Origin of the sequence: Micromonospora sp. NBC_00898, from assembly GCF_045207895.1 — a bacterium.
GTDB lineage: Bacteria > Actinomycetota > Actinomycetes > Mycobacteriales > Micromonosporaceae > Micromonospora.
In genome coordinates this window covers 1,273,283-1,300,165 of record NZ_CP108775.1, presented here as the reverse complement: position 1 = coordinate 1,300,165, position 26,883 = coordinate 1,273,283, and the positions used below count along the sequence as shown (strand labels likewise).

Annotated in this window: 22 protein-coding genes, 1 tRNA gene and 1 pseudogene; 3 read left to right on the top strand and 21 right to left on the bottom strand. The window is 73.7% G+C overall.

All coding sequences use genetic code 11. The annotated features are described in order from the left end of the window. Nucleotides 1-2: 2 nt before the first annotated feature. Entirely contained in the window at nucleotides 3-926 is a 924-nt protein-coding gene (locus OG799_RS06145) for a TIM barrel protein (RefSeq protein WP_406043942.1), read from the bottom strand. Nucleotides 927-930: 4 nt separating this feature from the next. Then, nucleotides 931-1,935: a Gfo/Idh/MocA family oxidoreductase gene (locus OG799_RS06140; protein WP_089015012.1), complete on the bottom strand. Its 1,005-nt coding sequence runs from the start codon at nucleotides 1,933-1,935 to the stop codon at nucleotides 931-933. On the opposite strand from OG799_RS06140, the gene OG799_RS06135 reads away from it, so the two are divergent. Then, nucleotides 1,891-2,835: a GntR family transcriptional regulator gene (locus OG799_RS06135; protein ID WP_406043940.1), complete on the top strand. Its 945-nt coding sequence runs from the start codon at nucleotides 1,891-1,893 to the stop codon at nucleotides 2,833-2,835. The genes OG799_RS06140 and OG799_RS06135 overlap by 45 nt on opposite strands. Before the next feature lie 84 nt (nucleotides 2,836-2,919). Here the strand turns inward: OG799_RS06135 and OG799_RS06130 are convergent. The 10 genes and pseudogenes from OG799_RS06130 to ald all read right to left on the bottom strand — a co-directional run. Then, nucleotides 2,920-3,672 (bottom strand): annotated as a pseudogene (locus tag OG799_RS06130) (tyrosine-type recombinase/integrase); the annotation flags it as partial. Nucleotides 3,673-3,780: 108 nt separating this feature from the next. After that, a tRNA-Pro gene (locus OG799_RS06125) sits at nucleotides 3,781-3,854 on the bottom strand. 183 nt (nucleotides 3,855-4,037) lie between these two features. Next, nucleotides 4,038-5,441 carry a ribosome biogenesis GTPase Der gene (gene der / locus OG799_RS06120; protein ID WP_406043938.1) on the bottom strand — a complete coding sequence of 468 codons (1,404 nt, stop codon included), beginning with the start codon at nucleotides 5,439-5,441 and terminating at the stop codon, nucleotides 4,038-4,040. After that, complete coding sequence (gene cmk / locus OG799_RS06115; RefSeq protein WP_406043936.1) at nucleotides 5,438-6,118, bottom strand: (d)CMP kinase; 681 nt, start codon at nucleotides 6,116-6,118, stop codon at nucleotides 5,438-5,440. The genes der and cmk overlap by 4 nt, the downstream gene beginning before the upstream one ends. Before the next feature lie 191 nt (nucleotides 6,119-6,309). Continuing rightward, the gene (locus tag OG799_RS06110; protein WP_406043934.1) at nucleotides 6,310-7,071 is read right to left on the bottom strand and encodes a pseudouridine synthase; all 762 of its coding nucleotides are present in this window, start codon (nucleotides 7,069-7,071) and stop codon (nucleotides 6,310-6,312) included. Next, nucleotides 7,058-8,059: an SMC-Scp complex subunit ScpB gene (gene scpB, locus OG799_RS06105; protein WP_406043932.1), complete on the bottom strand. Its 1,002-nt coding sequence runs from the start codon at nucleotides 8,057-8,059 to the stop codon at nucleotides 7,058-7,060. The genes OG799_RS06110 and scpB overlap by 14 nt, the downstream gene beginning before the upstream one ends. Before the next feature lie 5 nt (nucleotides 8,060-8,064). Further along, complete coding sequence (locus OG799_RS06100) at nucleotides 8,065-9,117, bottom strand: segregation and condensation protein A (RefSeq protein WP_406043930.1); 1,053 nt, start codon at nucleotides 9,115-9,117, stop codon at nucleotides 8,065-8,067. A 53-nt stretch (nucleotides 9,118-9,170) separates the two neighbouring features. Further along, nucleotides 9,171-10,094, bottom strand: coding sequence for a ParA family protein (locus OG799_RS06095; RefSeq protein ID WP_089015019.1), 924 nt, complete (start codon nucleotides 10,092-10,094; stop codon nucleotides 9,171-9,173). Nucleotides 10,095-10,288: 194 nt separating this feature from the next. Next, a complete protein-coding gene (locus OG799_RS06090; RefSeq protein WP_406046217.1) occupies nucleotides 10,289-11,281 on the bottom strand; it encodes a site-specific tyrosine recombinase XerD in 993 nt (330 codons plus the stop codon). Next, nucleotides 11,278-12,393, bottom strand: coding sequence for an alanine dehydrogenase (gene ald, locus OG799_RS06085; RefSeq protein WP_406043927.1), 1,116 nt, complete (start codon nucleotides 12,391-12,393; stop codon nucleotides 11,278-11,280). Before ald ends, OG799_RS06090 begins: the two co-directional genes overlap by 4 nt. A gap of 187 nt (nucleotides 12,394-12,580) precedes the next feature. Between ald and OG799_RS06080 the strand changes: the two genes are divergently transcribed. Then, entirely contained in the window at nucleotides 12,581-12,937 is a 357-nt protein-coding gene (locus tag OG799_RS06080; RefSeq protein ID WP_406043925.1) for a TM2 domain-containing protein, read from the top strand. 63 nt (nucleotides 12,938-13,000) lie between these two features. Here OG799_RS06080 and OG799_RS06075 read toward each other — a convergent pair whose 3' ends face one another. The 9 genes from OG799_RS06075 to recN all read right to left on the bottom strand — a co-directional run bounded on the left by OG799_RS06075 (nucleotide 13,001) and on the right by recN (nucleotide 25,781). Then, entirely contained in the window at nucleotides 13,001-13,606 is a 606-nt protein-coding gene (locus tag OG799_RS06075; RefSeq protein ID WP_406043923.1) for an NUDIX domain-containing protein, read from the bottom strand. After that, nucleotides 13,603-15,363: a CTP synthase gene (locus OG799_RS06070; RefSeq protein WP_406043921.1), complete on the bottom strand. Its 1,761-nt coding sequence runs from the start codon at nucleotides 15,361-15,363 to the stop codon at nucleotides 13,603-13,605. Before OG799_RS06070 ends, OG799_RS06075 begins: the two co-directional genes overlap by 4 nt. Before the next feature lie 148 nt (nucleotides 15,364-15,511). Continuing rightward, nucleotides 15,512-18,001, bottom strand: a complete 2,490-nt coding sequence (locus OG799_RS06065; RefSeq protein WP_406043919.1) for a hypothetical protein — start codon at nucleotides 17,999-18,001, stop codon at nucleotides 15,512-15,514. Next, nucleotides 18,001-19,143 (bottom strand): glycosyltransferase family 4 protein, encoded by a 1,143-nt coding sequence (locus tag OG799_RS06060; protein WP_406043917.1) that lies wholly within the window; start codon nucleotides 19,141-19,143, stop codon nucleotides 18,001-18,003. Before OG799_RS06060 ends, OG799_RS06065 begins: the two co-directional genes overlap by 1 nt. Further along, entirely contained in the window at nucleotides 19,140-20,831 is a 1,692-nt protein-coding gene (murJ, locus tag OG799_RS06055; protein ID WP_406043915.1) for a murein biosynthesis integral membrane protein MurJ, read from the bottom strand. The genes OG799_RS06060 and murJ overlap by 4 nt, the downstream gene beginning before the upstream one ends. A gap of 1 nt (nucleotide 20,832) precedes the next feature. Beyond that, the gene (locus OG799_RS06050) at nucleotides 20,833-21,696 is read right to left on the bottom strand and encodes a hypothetical protein (RefSeq protein ID WP_406043913.1); all 864 of its coding nucleotides are present in this window, start codon (nucleotides 21,694-21,696) and stop codon (nucleotides 20,833-20,835) included. 61 nt (nucleotides 21,697-21,757) lie between these two features. Next, the gene (locus tag OG799_RS06045) at nucleotides 21,758-22,699 is read right to left on the bottom strand and encodes a copper transporter (RefSeq protein WP_406043911.1); all 942 of its coding nucleotides are present in this window, start codon (nucleotides 22,697-22,699) and stop codon (nucleotides 21,758-21,760) included. Between the two features lie 27 nt (nucleotides 22,700-22,726). Beyond that, complete coding sequence (gene steA / locus OG799_RS06040) at nucleotides 22,727-23,905, bottom strand: putative cytokinetic ring protein SteA (RefSeq protein ID WP_406043909.1); 1,179 nt, start codon at nucleotides 23,903-23,905, stop codon at nucleotides 22,727-22,729. A gap of 118 nt (nucleotides 23,906-24,023) precedes the next feature. Beyond that, nucleotides 24,024-25,781, bottom strand: a complete 1,758-nt coding sequence (gene recN / locus OG799_RS06035) for a DNA repair protein RecN (RefSeq protein ID WP_406043907.1) — start codon at nucleotides 25,779-25,781, stop codon at nucleotides 24,024-24,026. A gap of 87 nt (nucleotides 25,782-25,868) precedes the next feature. Here recN and OG799_RS06030 point away from each other — a divergent pair, with 87 nt between their 5' ends. Beyond that, nucleotides 25,869-26,852, top strand: coding sequence for a helix-turn-helix domain-containing protein (locus tag OG799_RS06030; protein ID WP_406043905.1), 984 nt, complete (start codon nucleotides 25,869-25,871; stop codon nucleotides 26,850-26,852). Nucleotides 26,853-26,883 lie beyond the last annotated feature (31 nt).

Below are 26,883 nucleotides of genomic sequence, written 5' to 3'. Positions count from 1 at the left end.
CGTCAGGCCCCTGCCGCGCTCGGTCCCGCCACGGCCGGTTCGCCGGCAACGGCGAGCAGGTGCTCGATGCTCGCCCGTACGTCGGCCAGGATGCAGTCCTGCTCGAGGACGTACCATCCCGCGTACGCGCTGTCCTCAAGGGCCGTCACGATCGCCTTGACATCGACGTCACCCTGACCGAGGGGGACGTACATGCCACCGGCCACGGCTTCGGTGTAGGTCACCTCGCCGGACTGCACGCGCCGGGCCCAGCCGACCCGGACGTCCTTGAGATGGATGTGCGCGATCCGCCTCGGGTTCTGCTGCGCCACCGCGACCGGGTCGCCGCCGCCGATGAGCAGGTGCCCGGTGTCGAGGCACAGGCCGATGCGGCTGCCGGCGAGCACCCGGGCGGTCTCCTCGCCGCTCTCGACCATCGTGCCGACGTGCGGGTGCAGGGTGGTGATGAGTCCGCGGGCGGATGCGGCCTCGGTGATGCGGTCAAGGTTGCCCAGGAGGGTCGACCAGCCGGGATCGTCGAGGACCGGACGCTCGTCGTAGCCCTCCTGACCCGTCGCAGCGGCGATGACCACCGTGGATGCGCCGGCCGCGACCAGACCGGCCATCGCGCGTTCGACCTCCGGTAGCGGGTCGTGGCCCGGGTCGTGCAGGACGACGGGGACGAACTGCCCCACCGCCTTCAGGCCGTACCCGGCCAGCGTCGCGGCCTTGGCCGCGGGGTCGTCAGGAAGGAAGCCCTCCGGCCCGAACTCGGTGGCGGCCAGACCGAGTTCGCGCATCTGCCGCAGCACGACGCCCGGCTCCAGCTGGTAGCCCCACCCGGGGACCTCGCAGACGCCCCACGAGATGGGCGCCCCGGCGATGCGGTCGGACACCGGGCTGCGGCCGGCTGTTGGCGGGGTGGGTTCGGCGCTGACAGCGGTCATGGCCTCAGACTCCCTTGATCTCGGAGAGTACGACGGGCCGGCGCTCCGTCCGGGACAGCTCGCAGGCCTCGGCGACGCGGAAGGCCTCGAGTGCGTCGCGGACGGTGCAGGGCGAGGGCCGCTCGCCGCGGGCGACGTCCGCGAAGGCGGTGAGCTCGGCCTGGTACGCCGGAAGGAAGCGCTCCATGAAGGACCACTTCCGGGGGCCGCGGGGAAAGTCGACCCCCTCCTCGGCGGACCCCATCGCCAGCGAGTGGTCCAGCCCGACCGCGATCGTGCCCTTCTCGCCGAACACCTCCATGCGCACGTCGTGGCCGCCGCCGTTGTACCGGGTCGAGGAGACGACGACGATGGTGCCGTCGTCCAGGGTCAGCAGTGCAGCGCCGGTGTCCACGTCCCCGGCCTCGGAGAAGAAGGCTGCCCCCTTGTTCGCACCCGTCGCGTAGACCGAAACCACCTCCTGCCCCGTGACGAACCGGAGGATGTCGAAGTCGTGCACGTTGCAGTCGCGGAAGATCCCGCCCGAGGTCGGGATGTAGGACGCGTGCGGCGGGGACTGGTCGTGGGTGTTGGCCCGGATGGTGTGGATGAAACCCAGCTCGCCGGACTCCACCGCGCGCCGCGCGCGCTGGTAGCCGGCGTCGAAGCGTCGCTGGAAGCCGACGTGCACCGGCACCCCGGTGGCCGCGACGAGGCCGGTCAGCGCGATGGTCTCTTCGAGGGTGGCCGCGACGGGCTTCTCGCAAAAGGTCGGCACCCCGGCGGCGATCCCCTGCCACAGCAGCGGGGCATGCCCGGGGGTGGCCGTCGCGATCACGAAACCGTCGACGCCCGAGGCGAGCAGGGCCTCAGAATCCGCGGCGACCTCCATACCGAACTCCTCGGCGAGAGCCCGGGCAGCCTCCACGTTGGTGTCGGTCACGACGAGCTCGTCGACAAAGTCGAGGCCTACCAGGGTCCGGGCATGGAAGGCGCCGATCCTTCCCACACCCGCGAGACCGATGCGCATATGAATCATCCAATCCACGGCGTCGGTGGCTGCGGTTCCCGCGGCTGGTTCCGGCCGCTGACCGTGGGGTGTAGCGTGCCCGTAACATCAATGTCTCGTCAAGAGTTTGTTCTGACATCTTCACGTAACGTCAATCTGGCTTTTGGGAGTAGGGTGCCGGCCATGGCCATCCGCGTGGGCGTGACGATCGACCGGTCCTCCCCCGTGCCCCTGTACCACCAGCTCGCGGAGCAGCTCTGCGCCGCGATCCGGAGTGGCCAGCTGCAGCCAGGCGATCCATTCGAGAACGAGATCGCCCTTGCCGAGCGACTCAACCTGTCACGGCCGACGGTGCGACGGGCCATCCAGGAACTGGTCAGCCAGGGCCTGCTGCTGCGCCGGCGCGGACTCGGCACCACGGTCGCCAACCGCAAGGTGCACCGGCGCGCCGAACTCACCAGCCTCTACGACGACCTCAAGCGCGACGCGGGCCGACCCACGACCACCGTTCTGCAGCATGAACTTGTGCGGGACCAGCGCGTGGCGGTGGCGCTCGATCTGCCCGCCGACGCCGAACTGGTCTCGATCGTCCGCGTGCGGTTCTCCGACAACCGCCCGCTGGCCATCCTGCGCAACTGGCTGCCACCGTCGTGCGCCGACATCACCCGGGAGCAGCTCGAGGCGCAGGGCCTGTACGCCCTGCTACGCGATCGTGGCGTGCGGCCGGTCGTCGCGCACCAGACGATCGGGGCACGCACGCCGACCGCGGCCGAACGGCGGCACCTGGGGCTGAAGCCGTCCGAGCCCGTGCTCACCATGACGCGCAGCGCGTTCGACTCGGCAGGCAACCCGGTGGAGTACGGCGACCACTGCTACCGAGCTCAGGACTACAGCATCGAGGTCATGATCGACAAGCGGTGACGCGGGACGACGCCCATGGCCGGGGGCGAAGGTGTGGCACCACCGGTGTGGGTGCAGGTCTGGCACGCCGGCTGCCTGACCGAGCCGCTTGAGGCGGATCTTGATGCCGTTCGGGGTCAAGGGGGCCACGCCGCGCTCGGCCAGCCACAGCTGAGGCAATGCGGCGCCCTTGTGCTTGCCCCGGGCCCTCAGATAGCGGCTCAGCGCCCGCGCGGTCTTGGGCCCGAACCGGACCCGTCGGTCCTTCGCGCCCTTGCCGCGGAAGTGCACCGACTCGGTGTTCAGGTCGACATCGGCCACGAGGAGGTTGCCAACCTCGGACAGCCGGGCACCGGTGTTGCAGTACAACCGAATCAGCGCCTCGTCCCGCAGGTTGGCGAAGCCCTTGCCCTTGCACGCGTCGAGGAGCTTGCCGGTGTCCTCGTCGCGCAGAACCGGGATCAGCTTCCGGGGTATCTTCGGCTGCCGAACCCGTTCCATCGGCGAGCGGTCGATGGCCTGCTCGTCGACGAGCAGCCACTTGAAGAACTGCTGCAGCCCCTTGTGCTTGTTCAGCGCGGTCGACGCCGACCTGGTGTCGATCATCCAGGCCTGGAACGCCTCCACGTGCGCCCGGGTCACCGCACACGGGTCGTCAGCCGCGCCATCGGCGTCCGGATCCGGGGACGACTCCCCCAGATACCGACCCAACTGAGCGGCAGCGAGGAGGTAGTTGTAGCGGGTGGTCTGCGGGTAGTTCCCCGCCCGCAGCGACCGGTCCCAGTCCCGAAGGAACCCGGCCCAGGTCCGGGACAGTCCGGCGGTGAGCTTCTGAAGATCCCAGCAGTGGCATGACAACCTGCCCGAGTCAAGGAGTCCAACAGCGGCGTGCTAGACCAGGCATCCATGCCAAGCAATGAAAAGAGGGCTCCCGCAAGTCGCTGACCTGCCGAAACCCTCTCGCTGTCGGGACGGCCGGATTCGAACCGACGACCCCTTGACCCCCAGTCAAGTGCGCTACCAAGCTGCGCCACGTCCCGATGCCCCCGCGCGGTTTCCCCGCGACAGCCGGTACAGCTTAGCGCAGGATCTTCGAGACCCGTACACGCCCCCTCCCGCGTCGCCGAACTCACCAGTCGCACCCGCTACAGCGTCCTAGGAGGGTGGGGATAAGGAGACGCCGGGCGGCTTGAGGGCCGCCCGGCGTACCGGAGAAACAGGGTCTAGCCGTGTGCCTTGCCGCGGCCGCCCGGGCCGAGCTTCTTGCGCGGGCGTACGGAGATCTCCACCGGACTGCCCTCGAAGCCGAACTCCTCGCGGAGCTTGCGCTCGACGAAACGCTGGTAGCCGGCGTCCAGTGGCGCGGTGGTGAAGAGCACGAACCGCGGCGGTGCGACCCCCGCCTGGGTGGCGAAGAGGATCTTCGGGGCCCGGCCGCCACGCACCGGGTGCGGGGTGGCCTGGACCAGCGCGGTCAGCCACTGGTTGAGCTGCGCGGTCGGCACCCGGGTCTCCCAGCTGGCCAGGGCCTTGCGCAGCGCCGGGGCGAGCTTGTCCACGGCCCGGCCGGTCATGGCGGAGAGGTTCAGCCGGATCGCCCAGGGGATGCGGCGCAGCTCCCGCTCGATCTCCTTGTCCAGGTAGTACCGGCGGTCGGCGTCGACCAGGTCCCACTTGTTGAAGGCGATGACCAGGGCCCGGCCGGCCTCGGTGACCATGGCGAGGATCCGCTGGTCCTGCTCGCTGATCGGCTCGCTGGCGTCGAGCAGCACCACCGCTACCTCGGCCGCCTCGATCGCCCCGGCGGTCCGCAGGCTGGCGTAGTACTCGGTGCCGCTGGCCTTGCCGACCCGCTTGCGCAGCCCGGCGGTGTCCACCAGCTGCCAGGTCTCGCCGCCGATCTCCGCCAGGCTGTCGACCGGGTCGACGGTGGTGCCGGCGACCGAGTCGACGACCGCGCGCAGCTCGCCGGAGAAGCGGTTGAGCAGGCTGGACTTGCCGACGTTGGGCCGGCCGACCAGCGCCACCCGGCGGGGACCGCGCGGTCGGTACTCGACGATCTTCGGCGCCTCGGGCAGGGCCTCCAGGATGGCGTCGAGCAGGTCGCCCGAGCCCCGGCCGTGCAGCGCGGAGACCGGGAACGGCTCACCGAGGCCGAGCGACCAGAGCGCGGTCGCCTCCATCTCGATGGCGGTGTTGTCGGTCTTGTTCGCCACCAGGATCACCGGCTTGGCGCTGCGCCGCAGCATCTTCACCGCGGCCTCGTCCACATCGGTCGAACCGACCATCGCGTCGACGACGAAGAGCACCACGTCGGCGGTGGCGACGGCCGTTTCGGCCTGCGCGGCGATCGCGGCGGCCCGGTCCTTGGCGTCGGGCTCCCAGCCGCCGGTGTCCACCACGGTGAACGCGCGACCGTTCCACTGCGCGTCGTAGGGCACGCGGTCCCGGGTCACGCCCGGGACGTCCTCGACGACCGCCTGCCGGCGGCCGATCAACCGGTTGACCAGCGTCGACTTGCCCACGTTGGGGCGGCCGACGACGGCCACCACGGGCTGCGGGCCGGACGGTTCCTCGGTGTCGAGGTCCGGCTCGCGCAGCTCCACCCATCCGTCGTTGTCAGTCATGCCGCCCCCCGCTCGGTGAGCAGCTCGTGGAGCCGGGCGACGACCTCGTCGATGCCCAGCTCGGTGGTGTCCAGCTCGACCGCGTCGGGGGCCTGCTGCAACGGGTTGACCTTGCGCGTCGAGTCGAGCCGGTCCCGGCGGGCCAGATCGGCGGCGGTGGCCACCACGTCGGCGGCGTCCTCGGCGCTGCGCCGCTGGGCGCGGGCCGCCTCGGAGGCGGTCAGGTAGACCTTCAGGTCGGCGTCGGGCGCCACCACCGCGCCGATGTCGCGGCCCTCGACCACGATCCGGCCGGCGTTGGCGATGATCTCCCGCTGCCGGGCGACCAGCATCTCCCGGACCGCCGGCACCGCGGCCACCGCGGAGACCGCACCGGTCACCTCCGGGCCGCGGATCTCCTTGTCGACGTTCACGCCGTCGGCGGTCACGCCGTACCCCTGAGGGTCGGTGCCGATGCGCAGGTCCACCTCCCCGGCGACCTTGGTCACCGACTCGGCGTCGGTCAGGTCGACCCCGGAGCGCAGCACCGCCCAGGTCAGCGCCCGGTACATGGCGCCGGTGTCGAGGTAGCGGGCGCCCAGGCCGACGGCGAGTCGCCGCGAGACGGTGGACTTACCCGAACCGGATGGCCCGTCCACCGCGACCACGCACCGCCCGGTCCGTTCGTTCTCCCCCACCGTGTTCCTCCTCAGCCCGTACCTCGCGGGTCGCCGGTTCCTCCGGCGCCGTTGAGCGGATGTTCATCGTCAATGATGCCCGCGGTCCCCTCCGGGCACGCGCGCGACGTCGCCGGGCGCGACCCGCGACACGCGCGGTCCGCCTCGGCCGCGAGGAAGCCTACCCGCAGCGGTACCCGGAACGACTCCGGTCAGTCGCTGACGGCCTTGAACAGCGCGGCGACCTCCGCGTTGGTCAGCCGCCGGGTCCGCCCGGCGCGCAGGTCGCCCAGCCGGATCGGCCCGATCGAGGTACGCACCAGCCGGGCCACCGGGTGCCCCACCTCGGCCAGCAGGCGCCGGACGATGTGCTTGCGCCCCTCGTGCAGGCTCAGCTCCACGTGGGCGGTTTTGCCCAGGGTGTCCACTACCTTGAAGGACTCGACCTGCACCGGGCCGTCCTCCAGCTCCACCCCGGCCATCAGCCGCTTGCCCAGGTTGCGCGGGATCGGCCCGGCCACCTCGCACAGGTACGTCTTGGACACCCCGTACGACGGGTGCATCAGCCGGTGGGCGAGGGTGCCGTCGTTGGTGAGCAGCAGCAGGCCCTCGCTGTCCGCGTCGAGCCGCCCGACGTGGTAGACGCGCTGCTCCACGCGGTTGCCGAGGAAGTCGGCGAGCGCGGTGCGGCCCTTCTCGTCCGCCATGGTGGAGACCACCCCGCGGGGCTTGTTCATGGCCAGGTAGACCAGCCGGGTGTCGACCACGAGGCGCTCGCCGTCGACGTGGATCACGACGGTGGTCGGGTCGACCTTGTCGCCGAGCTTCGCGACCCGCCCGTCGACGGTCACCCGGCGCCGGAAGATCAGGTCCTCGCAGGCGCGGCGGGAGCCGACGCCGGCGGCGGCCATCACCTTCTGCAGGCGCTCGCCCTCGGGCGCGTCGGTACGGACGGTGCGATCATCGCGTGGCATCAGCAAGCTCTTCTACGTCGTCGGGGAGGAACGGGGCGAGCGGCGGCAGGTCGTGCACCGAGTTCAGCCCGAGCTTCTCCAGGAACATCGTGGTCGTCCGGTAGAGGAACGCCCCGCTGTCGGGTTCGGTGCCGCACTCCTCGACCAGGCCGCGGGAGACCAGCGTACGGATCACCCCGTCGCAGTTCACACCGCGGATGGCGGAGATCCGCGAGCGGGTGACCGGCTGCTTGTAGGCGATCACGGCCAGTGTCTCCAGCGCGGCCTGGGTCAGTCGTACGGACTGCCCGTCCAGCACGAACCGCTCGACGTAGGTCGCGTATTCCGGGCGGGTGTAGAGACGCCAGCCACCCGCCGCCCGCCGCAGCTCGAAGCCGTGCCCGGCGGCGGTGTAGCCGGCGGCGATCTCGTCGAGCATCGGGCCGACCCGCTCGGCCGGCTGTTCGAGGACCTCGGCGAGGGTCAGCTCGCTGACCGGCTCGTCCACCACCAGCAGGATGGCCTCCAGCGCGCCGCGCAGCTCCGCGTCGTCCAGCTCGGGCGCCGGCTCCGGCGCGGCCGGCGCCCGCCGCCGCCCCGCCGGCTGCTTCCCGGGTACGCCGGCAGCCCGGCCCGCCGCCGCCAGCTCGGCGGCGCCGGTGACCGTGGCCGGCCCCGCCGGCGGCGCGACGCTGCCCGGATCCTCGACCGCGGCCGACCCAGGTGCGGCGGTGGCCTCAGGCTCAGCGGCCGACTCGAGCGCGGTGGCCGATTCGGGCGCGGTCGCCGCCGTGGGATCGGCGGCCGGCTCAGGCTCGAGGGCCGCCGCCGGCTCGGCGGCGACCTCGGGCTCCGTGGCCAGCTCGGGCTCGGTGGTCGGCGCGGCCTCCGCGGCCGACTCGGCAGTGGGGTCGGGCTCGGCAGCGGAGGGGGTGGGGCGGCGTTCCCACGGGGGAACCCAGGCGGCGGCCTGGTCGGCCAGGGAGTCCCGGCGCTCTTCCTCGCTCATCGCGCTCACTCCTCCGTCGTCTCCGTGTCGTCCGACTCCGCCGTCGGGGCGGCCGGCTCCGCCGCTGTGTCGTCCGGCTCCGCCGTCGGCGCGGCCGACTCCGCCGCCGTGTCGCCGGACTCCGCCGTCGGGGCGGCCGGGGCCGCCTCCGGGGAGCCCGCGTACTCGTCGATGTGCAGCTCGGTGTCGCCCTCGGCGGGACCGGTCCAGCGGACCATCAGCTCCTCCAGCGCCTGCTCCTGGACGAAGGCGACCAGGCCCTCCCGGTAGAGCTCCAGCAGGGCGAGGAAGCGGGCCACCACCTCCAGGGTGATGTCGCAGTCGGCGCAGAGCAACGAGAAGGTGGCCGTGCCGGCCCGGCGCAGCCGCTCGGTGAGGATCGCGGCGTGCTCCCGGACGCTGACCCGGACCATGTGCACGTGGGCGATGGACACCTCGGGCACGGGCTTCGGGGTCATCGCCTTCAACGCCAGCTTGAGCAGCCGCTCCGGGCCGATGCCGAGCGCCAGATCGGGCAGCGCTTCGGCGTACCGGGGCTCCAGGGTGACCGCCCGGGGATAGCGCCGGCCGCCGACCGCCTCCAGCTCGGCGATGTGCGCGGCGGCCTCCTTGTACGCCTTGTACTGCAGCAGCCGGGCGAAGAGCAGGTCCCGCGCCTCCAGCAGGGCGAGGTCCTCCTCGTCCTCCACCTCGGCGGCGGGCAGCAGCCGGGCCGCCTTGAGGTCGAGCAGGGTGGCCGCGATGAGCAGGAACTCGCTCGTCTCGTCCAGGTCCCACTGGTCGCCCATCGCCCGGATGTACGCGATGAACTCGTCGGTGACCTTGTGCAGGGCCACCTCGGTGACGTCGAGCTTGTGCTTGCTGATCAGCTGGAGCAGCAGGTCGAACGGGCCGGTGAAGTTCGCCAGCCGGACGGTGAAGCCGCTGGTCTCCTCGGCGGCGGAACCGGCCGGGTCGACGGGCAGCACGCCGTCGACCTCCGCGGCCAGCTCGGCGGCGACCGCCGGGCCGGCGGCGCCGGGCGGCGCGGCGGGTGGGTCGAGGGGCGGTGCGGTCACCCGACGACCGTAGTGGACGGGCCGGACGGGCCGGTGACCTGGTGCACCCCGGGCTACCGGTCGGCCTGGGCGGCGATCACCTCACGGGCGAGCTGGCGGTAGTTGCGCGCGCCGGAGGACGCCGGGTCGAGCGTGGTGATCGGGGCGCCGGCGACGGTCGACTCGGGGAACTTGACGGTCTTGGTGATCACCGTCTGGTAGACCTTGTCGCCGAAGGCCTCCACCACCCGCTGGAGCACCTGGCGGCAGTGCGTGGTGCGGCTGTCGTACATGGTGGCGAGGATGCCCTCGAGCTCCAGGTCGAAGTTGAGCCGCTCGCGGACCTTGTCGATGGTGTCCAGCAGCAGCGCCACCCCGCGCAGGCTGAAGAACTCGCATTCGAGGGGGATGAGCACCCCGTGCGCGACGGTCAGCGCGTTGATCGCCAGCAGGCCCAGCGAGGGCTGGCAGTCGATCAGGATGAAGTCGTACTCCTTGCGGACGGTTCGCAGCACGCGAGCCAGCGCCATCTCGCGGGCGACCTCGTTGACCAGCTGGATCTCGGCGGCGGAGAGGTCGATGTTGGCGGGCAGCAGGTGCAGCCCGGCCACGTCGGTCTTGATCAGGACGTCCTCGGCGGTGACGTCGTCCTGCATGAGCAGGTTGTAGACCGACAGGTCGAGGTTGTGCGGGTTGACCCCCAGCCCGACCGAGAGGGCGCCCTGCGGGTCGAAGTCGACCAGCAGCACCTTGCGGCCGTACTCGGCGAGCGCGGCGCCCAGGTTGATGGTCGTGGTGGTCTTGCCGACGCCGCCCTTCTGGTTGGCCATCGCGATGATCCGCGCCGGGCCGTGCCGGTCGGTCGGCATGGGCTCCGGGATGGGCTTGCGCATCGTGTACGCGGCCGGGTCCGCCGGACCCAGGTCCGCGCCGAGCGACGCCTGCTGCTCGCGGAGCTCCGACGTCCAGGCGTCGGCACGATCACCGTTGCCAGCCATGTCCTCGTTGCCCCCTCCCGACGACCACCCGGCGTCGGAGCCGTCCGACGTCCTTCGCGGCGCCGCTGCGCACCCCGGTTCGTCGCCCCAGGAGGTCCGCGCCGATGCCGACTGTACGCCACCCGCCAGCAGCACGTTCGGTAGCCGGTCGGCGTGTCGGGACGTACCGGCCGGTGAGGACGGTCGGGGCCGGCTCACCCGCGGGCGCGGGGGTGCGCGGTGGCGTACACCTCGCGCAGCCGCTCCACGGTGACCAACGTGTACACCTGGGTGGTGGTCACCGAGGCGTGGCCGAGCAGTTCCTGCACCACCCGCACGTCGGCGCCGCCGTCGAGCAGGTGGGTGGCGTACGAGTGGCGCAGGGTGTGCGGGGAGATCGCGCCGGGGCCGTGCACCGGCAGGCCGGCCTGTTCGGCGGCGCGGCGCAGGATGGTCCAGGCGCCCTGCCGGGTCAGCGCGCCGCCCCGGGCGTTCACGAAGACCGCCGGGGTGCCCCGACCGGCCGCGACGATGCCCGGGCGGCCCCGGACCAGCCAGGCGCGCAGCGCCTCCACCGCGTACCCGCCGATCGGGACGAGGCGGGTGCGGCCGCCCTTGCCGCGCAGCACGACCGCGCCGGCGTCGGTGTCCAGGTCGTCCACGGCGAGGCCGACGGCCTCGGAGATGCGCGCGCCGGTGCCGTACAGGAATTCCAGCAGCGCCCGGTCGCGCAGCGCGAGCGGCGCACCCTCGCCGGCGGCGGTCACCGCGCCGGCGGTCTCCAGCAGCCGGACCACGTCGTCGACCGGCAGCGCCCGGGGCAGCCGGCGCGGCGGGGTGGGCGGGCGGACGTCGCGGCTCGGGTCGGCGCCGGCCAATCCCTCGCGCAGCGCGAAGCGGTGCAGGCCGCGCACCGCGCTGGCCGCGCGGGCCGCCGACGACACCGCCAGCGGCGGATGGTCGTCGTCGCCGGCGCGCAGCCGGGCCAGGTGCGACTCGACGATGCCGGGGCCGACCGCGGCGAGGTCGGTGACGCCGGCGTCGGCCAGGGTGGCCAGGTAGCGGTCGAGGTCCCGGCGGTACGACGCCAGGGTGTTCGCCGACAGTCCACGCTCGACGGTGAGGTGGTCGAGGTAGCCGCGGACGGCACGGCGCAGGGCCGGCGCGGGCTGCTCGCCAGCGCCGGCCCCGTCCGGTGTTCCGGTCAGCCCAGTACCTCGGCCAGCGGCAGGGTCTGCATGCCGTGCGCCTCGGCGACCGGGCCGTAGACGACCTGACCCTCGTGGGTGTTCAGGCCCAGAGCGAGGGCCGGGTCGCGGCGCAGCGCCTCGCGCCAGCCGCGGTTGGCCAGCTCCAGGGCGTACGGGAGGGTGACGTTGGTCAGCGCATGGGTGCTGGTGTTCGGTACCGCGCCGGGCATGTTCGCCACGCAGTAGAAGATCGACTCGTGCACCTTGTAGACCGGGTCGGCGTGCGTGGTGGGACGCGAGTCCTCGAAGCAGCCGCCCTGGTCGATGGCGATGTCGACGAGCACGCTGCCCGGCTTCATCCGGGACACCAGCTCGTTGGAGATCAGCTTCGGGGCCTTCGCGCCCGGCACCAGCACCGCGCCGATGACCAGGTCCGCGTCGAGCACGGCCCGCTCGATCTCGTACGCGTTGGAGGCGACGGTCTGCAGGTGTCCCCGGTAGATCGCGTCGGCCTGGCGCAGCCGGGCGACGTTCTTGTCCAGCAGCAGCACCTCGGACTGCAGGCCCAGGGCGATCGCGGCGGCGTTCATGCCGGAGACGCCGGCGCCGATGACCACGGTCTTCGCCGCGTACACGCCGGAGACGCCGCCCGGCAGCACGCCGCGGCCGCCGCCGGTGCGCATCATGTAGAACGCGCCGACCTGCGGGGCGAGCCGGCCGGCCACCTCGGACATCGGGGCGAGCAGCGGCAGCGACCGGTCGGGCAGCTCGACGGTCTCGTACGCGATGCCGGTGACCTTGCGGTCGATCAGCGCGTCGGTGCACTCCTTCGAGGCGGCCAGGTGCAGGTAGGTGAAGAGCACCTGCCCCTCGCGCATCCGGTGGTACTCCTCGGCGATCGGCTCCTTGACCTTGAGCACCAACTCGGCGGCGTCCCACACCTCGTCGGCGGTGCCCAGGATCTTCGCACCGGCCGCCGCGAACTCGTCGTCGGTGATGCTGGAGCCGACGCCCGCGCCGGACTCGACGAAGACCTCGTGACCGTGGCGGGTGAACTCGTTGACGCCCGCGGGCGTGATCGCCACGCGGTACTCGTGGTTCTTGACCTCGCGTGGGATTCCGACCTTCACGATGCAGACACCTCTCTTCGGGGCTGCCGACCCCCGACTGCTCGGTGCCACGCCGGCCCCATTGCCGGCGCGGTCCACCGGTCCCGCCGGCGGCAGTCTAGGCGCGCGGGCACTCCCCGGGGGCCAGCACAGTGACATCCGGTGACCGGTCGTCCTGACGAAGTGTCAGGCGTCGACCGGGCCGGCGGTGGAGACCACCTCAGCCGTCAGGACAGTGTTCGCGCTCATCGTCCCACCGGCGGCGCGGCGCTGCGGACAGGATCGCAGTGGATCACTAAGGTGTCGCCTCATGACCACTCCTCCTTACTCGCAGTACCCGCAGGGCGTCTCCGACAAGAGCAAGGTCGTCGCGGGCGTTCTCGGCATCGTGCTCGGCTTCTTCGGCGCCGGGCGGTTCTACATGGGCGACACCAAGACGGGCGTGCTCCAGCTCGTGGTGAGCGTGGTGACCTGCGGCTTCGGCAGCATCTGGGGCCTCATCGACGGCATCCTGATCCTGGTCAACGGCGGCGTCGACGGGCAGGGCCGCCCGCTGCGGGACTGACATCCGGCAACGACAGGGGCCGCGCGGTCTGACCGCGCGGCCCCTTCCTCGTCGTACGCCGGCTCAGCGGGGCAGCGGCGCCCCGGCCCGGCGCAGCTCGGTGAAGCCGGTCTCGCGGGCGCGGGCGGCGGCGAGCAGCCCGGCCACGCAGGAGGCGTTGGTGATCTCCCCCGCCAGGACCATCCGGACCGCCTCGTCGAGGTCGACCCGGACGACTTGGAGGTCGGCCTCCTCGTCGCGGCGGTCGTGCCGCTGCTCCACCGGCACGTCGGCCAGGTCGCGGGCCAGGAAGACCCGGACCAGCTCGTTCGAGAAGCCCGGCGAGCTGTGCAGGTCGACCAGGACGTCGATGGTGCCGGCGGTGAGGTCGGCCTCCTCTGCCAGCTCCCGGGCCGCGGCGGCGGCCAGGTCCTCGCCGCTGACGTCCATCAGCCCGGCCGGCAGCTCCCACAGGTGCCGGCCGACCGGGTGCCGGTACTGGCGGATCAGCACCACCTGACCGGCGTCGTCCAGCGCCACCACGGCCACCGCGCCGACGTGCCGGACGTAGTCGCGGGCCGCGGTGCCACCGCCCGGCATGGTGACGTCGTCGCTGACCACCGAGAAGATCCGGCCGGACCAGATCTCCCGGTGGTCGGTCACCTCGTAGCGGTGCTCGACGGCGCTCACGACGCCGACGCCGCCTTCGCCGCGCCGGCGGTGCCGTTGCGGCTGGCCTTCTTCGCCGACGGGGCCCCCGCGGGCGCCGCGTCGAGGTCGACGGGGAGCTGGTCGGCCTCGGAGTACGCGATGGCGGCCTTGACGAAGCCGGCGAAGAGCGGGTGCGGCCGGGTCGGCCGGCTCTTCAGCTCCGGGTGCGCCTGGGTGGCCACGAAGAACGGGTGCAGGCTCCGGTCCAGCTCGATGAACTCGACCAGCCGGCCGTCCGGCGAGGTGCCGGAGATCTGCAGGCCGGCCTTGGTGAGCTGGTCGCGGTAGGCGTTGTTCACCTCGTACCGGTGCCGGTGCCGCTCGCTGACCTCGGTGCTGCCGTACGCCTCGGCGACCAGCGACCCCTCGGCCAGCTTCGCCGGGTACGCCCCGAGCCGCATGGTGCCGCCCAGGTCGCCCTTGCCGGCGACGATGTCCTCCTGGTCGGCCATGGTGGCGATGACCGGGTGCTTCGCCTCCTCGTCGAACTCCAGCGAGTTCGCCCCGTCCAGGCCGGCCAGGTGGCGGGCCACCTCGATGGTCATGCACTGCAGGCCGAGGCAGAGGCCGAGCAGCGGGATGCCGTTCTCCCGGGCGTACCGGGCGGTGCCGATCTTGCCCTCGATGCCGCGGACGCCGAAGCCGCCGGGGATGACGATGCCGTCCACGCCGGCCAGGGCGGCCGCCGCGCCGGCCGGGGTGACGCAGTCGTCGCTGGGCACCCAGCGCAGCTGCACCCGGGCCCGGTGGCCGAACCCGGCCGCCCGGATCGCCTCGCTGACCGACAGGTACGCGTCGGGCAGATCGACGTACTTGCCGACCAGCGCGACGGTGACCGTGTGGTGCGGCTGGTGCACCCGGTCCAGCAGGTCGTCCCAGCTGGTCCAGTCCACGTCCCGGAAGGAGAGCCCGAGCCGGCGCACCACGTACGCGTCGAGGCCCTCCCGGTGCAGCACCTTCGGGATGTCGTAGATGCTCGGCGCGTCCGGGGCGGCGGTGACCGCCTCCCGGTCCACGTCGCAGTAGAGCGAGAGCTTCTCCTTGACCTTCTCCGGGATCTCCCGGTCGCAGCGCAGCACCAGGGCGTCCGGCTGGATGCCGATGCTGCGCAGCTGCGCCACCGAGTGCTGGGTCGGCTTGGTCTTCAGCTCGCCTGACGGCGCCAGGTACGGCACCAGCGAGACGTGCAGGTAGAAGCAGTTGTCCCGGCCCAGGTCGTGGCGGACCTGGCGGATCGCCTCGAGGAACGGCAGCGACTCGATGTCGCCGACCGTCCCGCCGACCTCGGTGATCACCACGTCCGGCACCTGGCCGTCGGCGTCCGGCTCGGCCATGCCGAGGATCCGCGACTTGATCTCGTTGGTGATGTGCGGGATGACCTGGACGGTGTCGCCCAGGTACTCGCCGCGCCGCTCCTTGGCGATCACCGCCGAGTAGATCTGCCCGGTGGTGACGTTCGCCTTGCCGGACAGCGCCCGGTCGAGGAACCGCTCGTAGTGCCCGACGTCGAGGTCGGTCTCGGCGCCGTCCTCGGTGACGAAGACCTCACCGTGCTGGAACGGGTTCATCGTCCCCGGGTCGACGTTGAGGTACGGGTCGAGCTTCTGCATCACCACGCGCAGCCCGCGCGCGGTCAGCAGGTTGCCGAGGCTGGAGGCGGTGAGGCCCTTACCCAGCGAGGAGGCGACGCCCCCGGTGACGAAAATGTGCCTGGTCGTCCGTGCTGAAGGGGCCAACGCCTGCTCCCGTGTCGTCCGTAGCGGTCGTGCGAACCGCCGTACCGATCAGCCAACTGATCGCGATCCACGGGATTCCACGGTAACACCTTTCCCGCCCAGGGCAGGGGTCGCACCCCGCCGTCGGTGCACGGCGGGCCCCGTCCGGTCAGCCGGTGGCGACCTCGGTCGATGCCGGGCCGGGCTGGGTGGGCACGGTCGTCGGCCGCCCGCCGGGCCGCGACGGCGCCGGAGTGCCGCCGGATGACGGCGCGTCGGCGGCCGTCCCGTCCGGCCCGGTGCCGTCGGACGTCGGCCCGGCGCCGTCAGCGGGGTCGGCGCCGTCAGCGGGGTCGGCGGCACGGCCCGGTGCGCCGCGTCCGGCGGGATGATCGGAACCGGAGGGGTCGGGCAGATCCGCCCTCGTCGTCGGTGGGCCGGCGACGCCGGGCTCCCCGGCCCGCCCGTCCCCCGACGCGCGACCTCCCCCGGGACGGTCGCCACCGTCGGTGGGGCCACCCGCCGCACCGCCGGACCCCTCGTCGCCGGGTCGACCCGCGCCGGGCTGGGTGCGGTCGGTGGAGTGGTCCAGCACCCGCAGCGCGGCCAGCGCGGCCATCGGCACCACCAGCGCCCCCGCCGCCCCGGCCACGTCCAACGCCGAGCCACCGAGCACCCCGCCGAGGCCGGCGGCCACGGCGGTGCCCGCCATCGCCGCCCGGATCGCCGGATAGATGCCGAACAGCCGCATCAGGCCACCCCAGGGCTGCAGCAGCGCCAGCCAGACCAGCGCCGCGCCGGCCACCGCCAGGACGGTCAGCGGGCTGTTGACCAGGGTCTCCAGGTTGGCGGTGCTGGAGCGGTGCACGGTCAACCCGCCGGTGCCGTCGCCGACCGCGGCCAGGAACCGGCCCAGGCTGCCCCGCTCCGTCGCCGGGCGGCGCACATCCACCACCGCGAACCCGATGGTGACCGCCAGCCCCGCCATGGTGGCCCACGCGAGCCGGCTCACGGTCAGCCAGCCGCCGGTGCTGATCGCCGCCGCGACGCTGACCCCGGCGGTCAACGCGATCGCCCCGATCGAGTCCGCCCCCAGGTAGGGGCTGCCGACGACGACCACGGCGGCGCCGCCGACGGCCACCATCACCATCGGCCGCCAGCCGCGCCGGACCCGCTGGGCCAGCCAGCCCGCGCTGAGCAGCGAACCGGCGATGAAGACGCCCAGGCCGACCGTGCCGAGCCCGGCGTACCGGCCGCCCTCCAGCGCGGAGTAGCCGACCACGCCGTTGAGCTGCAACCGCGACCCGGTGAGCACGTCCACCCCGACCACCAGGGTGGCCAGGCCGGCGACCGCGCCGAGCGGGCCGAGAGTGCGGTCGTGCCCGGGGGTGAACCGCACGGCTGCCGTTCCGCCCACGATCAGCAGGACGGCCACCACGGCGAACCACCAGCCGGCGTGCTGGCCCCGCCACCACGGGGCCGCGTCGGCCAGCAGCGCGGCCGGCACCGCCAGCGCGGCGGCGATCAGCAGCAACTCCACCGCGGCGACCACCCGCCGGGAGACGGGCTCCGGTCCGTGCGGTCCGGCGTGCCGGCGGGCCCGACGCAGCAGCGGCAGCACCGCGACCGCGAGCGCCACCTGGGCGAGGGCCAGCAGGGTGAAGAACCACCCGGCCACCCGACGCTGGGCGCCCGCCTCGCGATCGGCGTCCGCCGGCTGGTCGATGGCGGCCCGCAGATCCGCCGGCCGGCCGCCGACCGAGGCGGCGGGACGGCCGAGGAAGAGCCGCTCCGGCATGGGCCGGCCGAGCGCCGCCAGGGCGGTCGGCGCCAGGTCCACGAGCTGGAGGTAGCCCTCCCGGGCGGTGCTCGGCGAGGTCAGCCAGCCCTTCTCCCAGCCCGGGCCGTCGGCCACGGCGACGTGCAGCCGGGACGGCGGGTCGGTGTCGGAGACACCGGCGACGACCACCAGCGAGCGGGCCGGGCGGGCGGCGAGCACCCGGGCCAGCTGGGCGTCCGCCTGCCGGGCCTGCGCCGCGCGGGACGCCCGGTCCTCGCCGTCGACGCTGCCCAGGTCGACGATGCTCAGCACGCAGGAGCCCAGCAGCTTGGCCGGGTCGGCGGGGAGGACCGGCGCGTAGCGGTCGACCCGGCCGAACGGGCGGGCGGCGGCCACCGCCGCCCCCGGCCCGACCGCCACCGAGCAGCGGACCGACTCCGACAGCGCACCCGGCGTCGCACCCCAGGACACCCGGTCCTGGTTGTACCGGACGACGCCCTCCTGGTCCGGCAGGTTGGCGCCGATGCCGTCCGGCTGCTCCACGGTCACCCCGGTCGGCGGGCAGCCACCTGCCTGACGGCTGCCGTTCCAGGCGGCGAAGTTGCCTGCGCCGAGGGTGAGCCAGCCGTCGACCGGGCAGGTGGGCCGGTGCGCGGAGCGCACCGACAGGGAGCCGATCGACCCCTGCTCGGCCATCCGCCACAGCGTCGGCGTGGTCTGCGGGTCCACGTCGTCCCAGCGCAGCCCGGCCACCCCGGCCAGCACCACGAAGTCGGCGCCCCGCCCGGGCGGGCCCGGGTCGGGCCGGGCGGCCAGCGCGGTGATCCCGAGTGCCACCACGACCAGGGTCAGCAGGACCGGGGTCAGCCTGCGCAGCATCAGCGGCGTCCCGTCGACGGGTCGGCCCCGGCCGGCGCCAGCTCGGCGTACAGGTCCGCCAGGCCGGCGACCGTGTCCGCCTCCGTCGGCCAGGTGGCCGCCCGGGCGGCGCCCCGGCGGGCCAGCTCCGCCCGGCGGTCACCGTCGTCCAGCAGCTCCCGCACCGCGGCGTCGACCGCGTCGACGTCGTCCGGCGGGACCAGCACCGCGGCGTCGCCGACCAGCTCCGGCAGGCCACCCACCGCGGTCGCCACCAGCGGTACGCCGGCCCGCAGCGCCTCTTGGGCGAAGAGCTGGCGGGCCTCCCAGTCGCTTGTCACCACCGCCAGGTCGGCGCCGGCCAGCAGGTCGGCCACGTCGGTGCGGTGCCCGAGCAGGGTCACCGGCGCCCGGGCGGCGGAGATCCGGGCGGCGAGCTGCAGGTACGCGGGGCCGCTGCCGGCGATGATCACGGCCGGCGCCGGGGTCCGGGTACGCCACCGGGCGGCGGCGTCGACCAGCACGTCGTACCGCTTCTGGGGGTGCAGCCGGCCCACCGACAAGATCAGCGGACGGTCGGGCGCAACGCCGAACTCGGCGCGGACGGCGGCGCGGCGCCGGCGCGGCGCGGGCAGCGTGGGCGCGGCGACCGGAGCCAGCCGGGCGTCGGTCGCGCCCAGCGCGGCGGCCCGCTCCACCAGGTCGGCGGAGGCGCCCAGCGCCACCCGGGCGGAACGGGCGACGATCCGCTCGGCCAGCCGGGAGAGTCGGCCGCGCAGGCCGCCGGCGAGCACCGCGTTGTGCCAGGTGACCACGACCGGGGCGGCCGGGCGGGCGAGGACGGCCACCAGGCCGGCTCGCAGCCCGTGCGCGTGCACCACCTGGACGGGGGTGTCGGCCAGCGCCCGGCGCAGCGCCGCGATTGCCCGTCCGTCCGCGGGCGTTGGACGGGCCGGGATCTCCACCGGCGTGAAGCGGGCCCCGACGCCGGTGAAGTCGAACTGGTCCTGGGTGACGGCCGGGCCGCAGACCAGCACGGTGGCGCCCGCGGCGGTCAGCCCGCGGGCGATCGAGCGGACGTGCTGTCCCACGCCGCCCGTGCTGGAGGCGAGCACCAGGGCCACCGAGCCGGGCCACCGCTGCGCCGACGTGGCGTCGGTCATGGGGACACCGTCTCCTTCCCGTCACCCCGTTCCGGGGGGATCTGGCCCTCCTGCGCACCGGCCGTGGCGGGCGGGCGTCCTCGGCCCAGCCGGCGCAGCACGGCGGTGAGCAGCGGCCGCACGTCCCGTTCGTCCGTCAGCCAGGCGACGGCGAGGAACAGAGCGCCGACCACGACCCCGGACAGCATGCCCTGAACGAGCGCCTCCGATGTCGTCGGGGTCCCGTCGCCCAGCCCGGCGAGCCAGCGGGAGGTGGCGAACCCGCCGAGCCCGGCGACCCCGCCGGCGAGCAGACCGGCGGCCCCGGCCCGGCCCACCCCGGCCAGCGCGTCGCGACCGGCCGAGCGGAGCACCGCGGCGATCAGCAGGCCACCGAGGACCAGCATGCCGCCCGAGGTGGCCAGGGTGACCGCCAGGACCCGGTCGGCAAGGGGCAGCAGGCGTCCGAGGAGCACCGCCAGGGCCGGCACGGTCAGCCAGCCCACCGCCGTGGCGACGGTCGCCGCCCGGGTCTCGCCGCGGGCGTAGAGGGCCCGGGTGAGCACGGCGAACAGGCCGTAGCCGAGCAGGCCGGGGGCGAACCCGGCGATGGCCGCCGCCGCCGTACCGGCCACCGGACGATCGAAGAAGAAGTGCCCCACCGGCACCGCAGTACCGACCAGCGCGGCGGCGCCCAGCAGGCTGAACAGCACCACCCCGCGGACCGCCGGGGCGAGGGTCGCCCGGTAGGTCCGCTCGTCACCGGCCGCGCGCGCGGCCGCGAGGGTGGGGTACGCGGCCACGGCCAGCGGCACGGCCAGCACCGCCCAGGGTAGGAAGTAGATGGTCTGCGCCAGGTTGTAGACGCCGGGGTCGGATGCCCGGCCGTAGCCGACCTGGTTGAGGCTCACGATCAGGGCGATCTGCTGGGCGGTGACGGTCACCACGCCGGCGACCGCGAGCGGGCCGACCCGGGCGCGGGCGTCGGCGGGGAAGCGGAAGCCCGCCCGCGGCCGCAGGCCGAGCCGGCGCAGCGGGATCAGCAGCGACAGGGAGAGCACCACCACGCCGAGCGTGGTGCCACCGGAGAGCAGCAGCTCGCCGCCGCGGCTGACGCCGCCGACGGTCGCCAGCCGCCCCTCGGCCGCGGTGAAGCCCAGGTAGACCGCGATGACGGCGACGCTGGAGAGCAGCGGGGCGATGACCGGCCAGGCGAACCGCCGGTGCGCCTGGAGCACCCCGGTGAGCACGATGCCGACGCCGTAGAGCGGCAGCTGCGGCGCAAAGACGCGCAGCATCCGGGCACCGGCCTGCTGCTGGGCGAGGCTGAGCCCGTCGCCGAGCAGGCCGACCAGCGGATCGGCGAACAACGCCACCAGCACCGCCAGCGGGATCAGCAGGCTGAGGGTCCAGGTCAGCAGGGCGCCGGTGGTCGCGGTGACCGCCCGACGGTCACCGGCGTCGGCGGCCGCGGCCAGCAGCGGTACGACGAGACTGGCCAGCGCCCCGCCGGCCACGATCTCGAAGATGAAGTTCGGTACGGCGTTGGCGACGACGTACGCGCCGCCGAGGTCGGTCGGGGCGAGGGTCCAGGTGAACACGGCGGTACGACCGAAGCCGACGAGCCGGCTGACCACGGTGAGTACGGCGATGAGGGCGGCCGCTCCGGCCACCCGGCCGGCGCCGGCGAGGGGTGCCGGGTTCTTCACGTCAGTCGTCGAGCCGGCCCAGCGCGTCGAGCTCCCGCAGCCCGGGGGTCCGCTGGATCACCTGGGTGAAGCTGACCTTTTCGCTGGCGGCGGTGAGGGCGGCGAGCACGGCGAGGATGCCGGCCCGGCCGAGCGGTCCGGTCCGGGCGGCCATGCTGACGCCGAGCAGCGCGCCGAGAGCGTTGGCGCCACTGTCGCCGAGCATCACCCGCTCGTCCAGGTCGTCGCGGATCAGCCCGGCGGCTGCGCCGACCGCGCCGACGGCGATGCCGCCGTGCGCTCCGCCGGCCAGCGGCGCGCCGAGCAGCATGCCGGTCTTCAGCGCTCGGCCGGGGCGCAGGTCGAGCAGGTTGAGCAGGTTGGCGGTGCCGGCGACCACACCGGCGCCGAGCAGCACGTCGACGCCGCGGCCGAAGGCGCCGTGTCGCTGGCGGCGGGGGTGGGCACCGACGCGGGGGTCGGCGGCGAGCAGCGCGGCCGCGCCGAGGCCGACGGCACCCACCCCGACGATCTTGACCAGGCCGGCGGTGACCCGCCCCTCCCGCAGGGCGGCGAGGTGCCCGGCGAAGCCCTTGGCGGCCTTCTGCTCGGGGCGCGCGCCGACCACGTCGTCGTAGAGCCCGACGGTGCCGGCGCCGAGCCCGGCGACCAGCGCGGCTGCTCCGGCGGGTCCGCTGCCGGCGCCGAGCGCGCCGGCGGTGGCGGCGCCGACCGCGAGCGCGGGGCCGGCCGCGAGGGTCACCGTCCGGCCGCGGAAGTTGGTCCGTTCCAGCGCCGGCCCCACCGGGGCGGTACGCACCTCCCGCAGCACGTAGCGGGCGGCGACCGCGCCCGCTCCGGCGGCCAGCAGTCGACCCAGTCTCACGCGACCCCTCCGATCCGGATATAAAGCGCGACACGGTGCAGACCGGACAACAGTCGGTCGCTCACTGGGGCAGTTTAGGCAGCAGCGCCGCGGCGTTGTCGCCGACACCGTACTGGCCGGCCTTCTTCTCGGTGACCTGCTGCACCAGGGCGAGCGCGGTGACCAGCTGGCCCTGGACGGTGTTGGCGTTGTCGACGGTGGAGATGGTCTGGGAGAGCACCGGGTCGCCGCGCACGACGGAGACCACGTTGCCGCCGGCCGAGCCGTTGCCGCCGACCACGATCGCGCCGTTCCGGTCGAACTGCTCGGCGACCTTCACCACCGACTCGTCCTTCTTCGCCGAGTCCTTGTCCACGTACGGCTGGCCGCTGACCAGGACCACCGCCTCGGCCGACCCGGTGACCTTGTTCTCCGTGCTGAGGTACCCGGCGTTGGAGTACGCCGACAGCACGGCCCGGCGGTCCGCGTCGGAGACCGGCGGGCTGCCCGCGGGGCGATCGAGCAGGACGCTGGCCAGCAGGGCGCTGGAGGTTTCCACGCCGTGCCCGTTGCCCGGCAGGCCCGACGGGGGGGCGCTGTTCGGGCGGGCGGCGGTGACGGCCAGCTCCAGCAGGTTGTTGTTGCTGTCCGGGTTGATGAACTTGTCCTGCAGGTCGACCCGGCCGGTCACGTTCGCGCCGGCGAGTTCGAGCATCTTCAGCACGCCGTCGGTGTGCTCCCGGCCGCTGGGCAGGTCGAGCACCAGTACCCGACGGCCGGTCAGCTTGCCGGGGAGGACGACCTGCGCCATCTCGGCGGCGAAGTCCTCCTCCATGTCCAGTTCCTTCTGGAGGCTGTTGACCGACTGGCGCATCTGCGAGTTGTCCTTGCGCAGCGCGTTGACGTTCTCCTTGAGCGAGTCGGCGACCGGCCCGTTGAGGGCGGCGGTGCCGACCACCAGGCCGATCGCCAACGCCAGGAAGACCGCGGTGAGGGACACCACGTGGTAGCGGAAGTTGATCACGCTTGCAGCCTCTTGATCGTCGGGGAGCTAGAAGAGCTGGCCGAGCTGGAACACAAAATTGTCCCACCATTCGGAGACCACGCCCAAATACGCCTTCCCGACGGTGGAGACCGCCACCGCGGAGGCCATCGCGGCGACCGCCGAGAGCACCAGCAGCAGCAGCGACGAGCCGGAGATGCTCTGCCGGTAGAGCCGGCTCACCCCCTTGGCGTCGACCAGCTTGCCGCCGACCTTCAGCCGGGTCAGGAAGGTCGAGGCCATGCCGCCCCGGCCCTTGTCGAGGAACTCGACCAGCGTGGCGTGGGTGCCGACCGCGACCAGCAGCGAGGCGCCCTTCTCGTCGGCCAGCAGCATCGCCAGGTCCTCGCTGGTGGCGGCGGCCGGGAAGGTGATCGCCGGCACCCCGAGGCCGTCGACCCGGGGCAGACCGGGCGCCCGGCCGTCCGGGTAGGCGTGCACGATCACCTCGGCGCCGCAGCGCAGCACGTCGTCGGTGACCGAGTCCATGTCGCCGATGATCATGTCGGGGGTGTAGCCCGCCTCGACCAGGGCGTCCGCGCCGCCGTCCACGCCGATGAGCACCGGCTTGAACTCCCGGATGTACGGGCGCAGCACGTCCAGGTCGGCCTTGTAGTCGTAGCCGCGGACCACGATCAGGCAGTGCCGGCCCTGGATCTGGGTCTGGATGTCCGGCACCCCGACCCCGTCGAGCAGCAGGTCACGTTCCTGTTTGAGGTAGTCCATGGTGTTGGCGGCGAACGCCTCCAACTGGACCGACAGCCCTTCCCGGGCGTCCGCCATCGCCTTGGCCACCGTCTCGGCGTCCTGCAGGGCGCCGTGCGCGACCGGCTCCTCGCCGACGAAGACCGTGTTGCCCTCGATCCGCACGGTATCGCCCTCGCGGATCTGCTCGAAGACGCTCTCGCCCAGGTCGTCCAGGAGCGGGATGCCGGCGGCGACCAGCACCTCCGGGCCCAGGTTCGGGTAGCGCCCGGAGACCGAGGGCTTCGCGTTGAGCACCGCGGCGACGCCGACGGCCACCAGCGAATCCGCCGCCACCCGGTCCAGGTCGACGTGGTCGATGACCGCGATGTCACCGGGCCGGAGCCGGCCCACCAGGCGTTTCGTACGGCGGTCAAGGCGCGCGGTGCCGAGGACTGAGCCCGGTTCCGGGTTCCGGGACCGGCGCAACGTGGGTAGACGCATCGTGACCATCCTGGCATGTGAGGCAGGTTTTGCTGTCGCGACATGCCTGAGCAGGGCCGCCTACCCAGGGAAGCACACCGGAGCGCACGCCGGTGTGCTTGCGCTCACAAACCCGGCGTCACGGTCGCCTTTCCTTGGCCGCCACGGCCAGGAGTTCCTCGGCATGCGCGATACCCAGATCGGAATCCGGCAAACCCGCGAGCATCCGGGCCAACTCCCGGGCCCGCTCCGTGTCCTCCACCACCCGGACCCCGCTGGTCGTCACCGCTCCCCCGGTGTCCTTCGCCACCACCAGGTGCCGGTCGGCGAAGGCGGCCACCTGCGGCAGGTGGGTGACGACGAGCACCTGGTGGCTGCGGGCCAGCCGGGCCAGCCGGCGACCGATCTCCACCGCCGCCTGCCCGCCGACGCCCGCGTCCACCTCGTCGAAGACCAGGGTGGGCGGGCCGCCGGAACCGGCGAAGACCACCTCGATGGCGAGCATCACCCGGGACAGCTCACCGCCGGAGGCGCCCCGCTGCAACGGCAGCGACGGCGCGCCCGGGTGGGCCAGCAGGCGCAGCTCCACCTCGTCCGCGCCGTCCGGGCCGACGCCGGCCTCGACGCCGTTGACCGGCAGGCTCGGCTCGGCCCGACCCGCCGGGCGGGGCAGCACCGCCACCTCGATCCGGGCGTGCGGCATGGCCAGCCCGGCCAGCTCGACGGTGACCTGCTCGGCGAAGCGGACCGCCGCCTCCTGCCGGGAGGTGGAGACCCGCCCGGCCAGCTCGGCCACCTCCCCGGCCAGCCGGGACGCCTCCCGGTCCAGCTCGTCCAGCAGGTCGTCGGAGGTGTCCAGGTCGGACAGTCGGGTGCGGGCCCGCTCGGCCCAGGCGATCACGCCGTCGACGTCGTCGGCGTACTTGCGGGTCAGTGCGCGCAGCGCCGCCCGCCGCTCGTAGATGACCTGCAGCCGGGCCGGGTCCGCGTCCAGCGCGGCCAGATAGGCCGACAGCTCGGCGGAGACGTCGGCGACCAGGGTGGCCGCCTCCTCCAGGCGGGCCGCCAGCTCGCCCAGGGCCGGGTCGGTGCCGGCCTGCGCCTCCAGGGTGCGGCGTGCGGTGCCCAGCAGCACGGTCGCGTCGGGGGTCTCCTCGGCCGCCTCCACCCCGCCGGCGACGCACTGGTGGGCCAGCTGCGCCGCGGTGCGCAGCCCCTCGGCGTGTTCGAGCCGCTGCGCCTCCGCCTTCAGCTCGTCGTCCTCGCCGGGCTGCGGGTCGACCCGGGTGATCTCGTCCAGGCCGAGCCGGAGCAGGTCCGCCTCCTGGTTGCGCTCGCGGGCGTTGCGCCGCCGGTCGGCCAGGTCGTCGACCACCGCCCGCCACCCGGTGTACGCCTCGCGCAGCGCGTCGAGCAGCTTCTCGTGCGCCGGGCCGGCGAACCGGTCCAGCGCCGCCCGCTGCTCGGCCGGGCGCAGCAGCCGCAGCTGGTCGGACTGGCCGTGCACGGCCACCACCTGCTCGCCGACCTCGCCGAGCATCGACACCGGCATGCTCCGGCCGCCCAGGTGCGCCCGGGACCGGCCCTCCACGGTGACCGTGCGGCTGAGCAGCAGGGAGCCGTCCTCGTCAGGCTCGCCGCCGGCGTCGGTGATCCGGGCGTGCACGGTGTCGGCCACCCGGCCGTCGAGGCGCAGCCGCCCCTCCACCACGGCCCGGCCCGGTTGCGCCCGCACCCGCCCGGCGTCGGCCCGGCCGCCGAACAGCAGGCCGAGGCCAGTCACCACCATGGTTTTGCCCGCACCGGTCTCGCCGGTGATGACGTTCATCCCGCCGGTCAACGGCAGCGTGGTGTCCTCGATGACGCCCAGTCCGGTGATGCGCAGCTCTTCCAGCACAGCACCCGACAGTAGACGCGGGGCCTGACAGTTGACCAGCCCGCGACGCCGCATCGGGGGAACGCGGGCGGCGTACAGTCTTGCCGCGTGTTGCACGTGATCGGGCTCACCCCGGGCGAGGAGGAGCTCTACCGCTCCCTTGTCCAGCTCACCACGGCCCGGGTCGAGGAGCTCGTCGAGCGGCTGCGCCGGCCGCGCGCGGAGGTCGTCGCGCAGCTCGACGCCCTGCGCGGCAAGGGGCTGGTGCTGCCGGCCGGGCCGGAGCCGGACGCGCCGCTGCGGCCGCTGGCGCCGGACGTCCCGCTCGGCGAGGCGCTGCTGCGCCGGCAGGAAACGCTGGAGGCGGCCCGGGCGGCGGTCACCCAGCTGACCGAGGAGTACCGCGCCGGGATGCGGCGGCACGACGCCGACCACCTGGTGGAGGTGATCACCGGGGGGCGGGTGCTCCGCGAGCGCCTGCGGGACGTGCAGAACGGCGCCCGGGACGAGGTGCTCTGGTTCTGCCGGGCCAACCCGCTGGCCATGCTCGGCGAGGACAACGTCGAGGAGTTCGACGCGCTGGCGCGCGGGGTGCGCTACCGGGCCATCTACGAACGCGAGATGCTGCTCGAACCGGGCGGGCTCGAGGACATCGAGCGGGGCGTACGCGCCGGCGAGCAGGCCCGGGTGCTGGACCGGCTGCCGGTCCGGCTGGCCATCGTGGACGCCCGGACGGCGATCTGCCCGTTGGTGCCGGACCGGGACGGCGGCGAGCCGAGCGCCGCGGTGATCGGCCGCAGCCAGCTGCTCGACGCGCTGCTCGCCCTCTTCGAGAGCCACTGGCTGATGGCGACGCCGGTGCGCTCGTCCGCCCCGCCCGCCGACCGGGCGGGTGAGGGCTACCGGCCAGAGGCCGACGAGGCCCGGCTGCTCTCGCTCTTCGTGGCCGGCGTGCCGGACAAATCCATCGCTTCCCAGCTCGGGGTGAGCCGCCGTACCGTGCAGCGTCGGCTGGCCGACCTGATGGCGGTCGCCGGCGTGGACACCCGGCCCGGGCTGGCCTTCCAGGCCGCCCGGCGGGGCTGGATCTGAGGGGACGGGGCGGGACGGCGTCACGGCCGTC

Bases quoted from the DNA above. Each gene is read 5' to 3' on its own strand.
- OG799_RS06065 (WP_406043919.1), bottom strand. From the start codon at position 18,001: ATGCTGCGCAGGCTGACCCCGGTCCTGCTGACCCTGGTCGTGGTGGCA.
- der (WP_406043938.1), bottom strand. From the start codon at position 5,441: ATGACTGACAACGACGGATGGGTGGAGCTGCGCGAGCCGGACCTCGAC.
- OG799_RS06140 (WP_089015012.1), bottom strand. From the start codon at position 1,935: ATGCGCATCGGTCTCGCGGGTGTGGGAAGGATCGGCGCCTTCCATGCC.
- OG799_RS06135 (WP_406043940.1), top strand. From the start codon at position 1,891: ATGGAAGGCGCCGATCCTTCCCACACCCGCGAGACCGATGCGCATATG.
- OG799_RS06110 (WP_406043934.1), bottom strand. From the start codon at position 7,071: ATGCCACGCGATGATCGCACCGTCCGTACCGACGCGCCCGAGGGCGAG.
- steA (WP_406043909.1), bottom strand. From the start codon at position 23,905: ATGCGTCTACCCACGTTGCGCCGGTCCCGGAACCCGGAACCGGGCTCA.
- OG799_RS06095 (WP_089015019.1), bottom strand. From the start codon at position 10,094: ATGGCTGGCAACGGTGATCGTGCCGACGCCTGGACGTCGGAGCTCCGC.
- OG799_RS06145 (WP_406043942.1), bottom strand. From the start codon at position 926: ATGACCGCTGTCAGCGCCGAACCCACCCCGCCAACAGCCGGCCGCAGC.
- scpB (WP_406043932.1), bottom strand. From the start codon at position 8,059: ATGAGCGAGGAAGAGCGCCGGGACTCCCTGGCCGACCAGGCCGCCGCC.
- OG799_RS06060 (WP_406043917.1), bottom strand. From the start codon at position 19,143: ATGACCGACGCCACGTCGGCGCAGCGGTGGCCCGGCTCGGTGGCCCTG.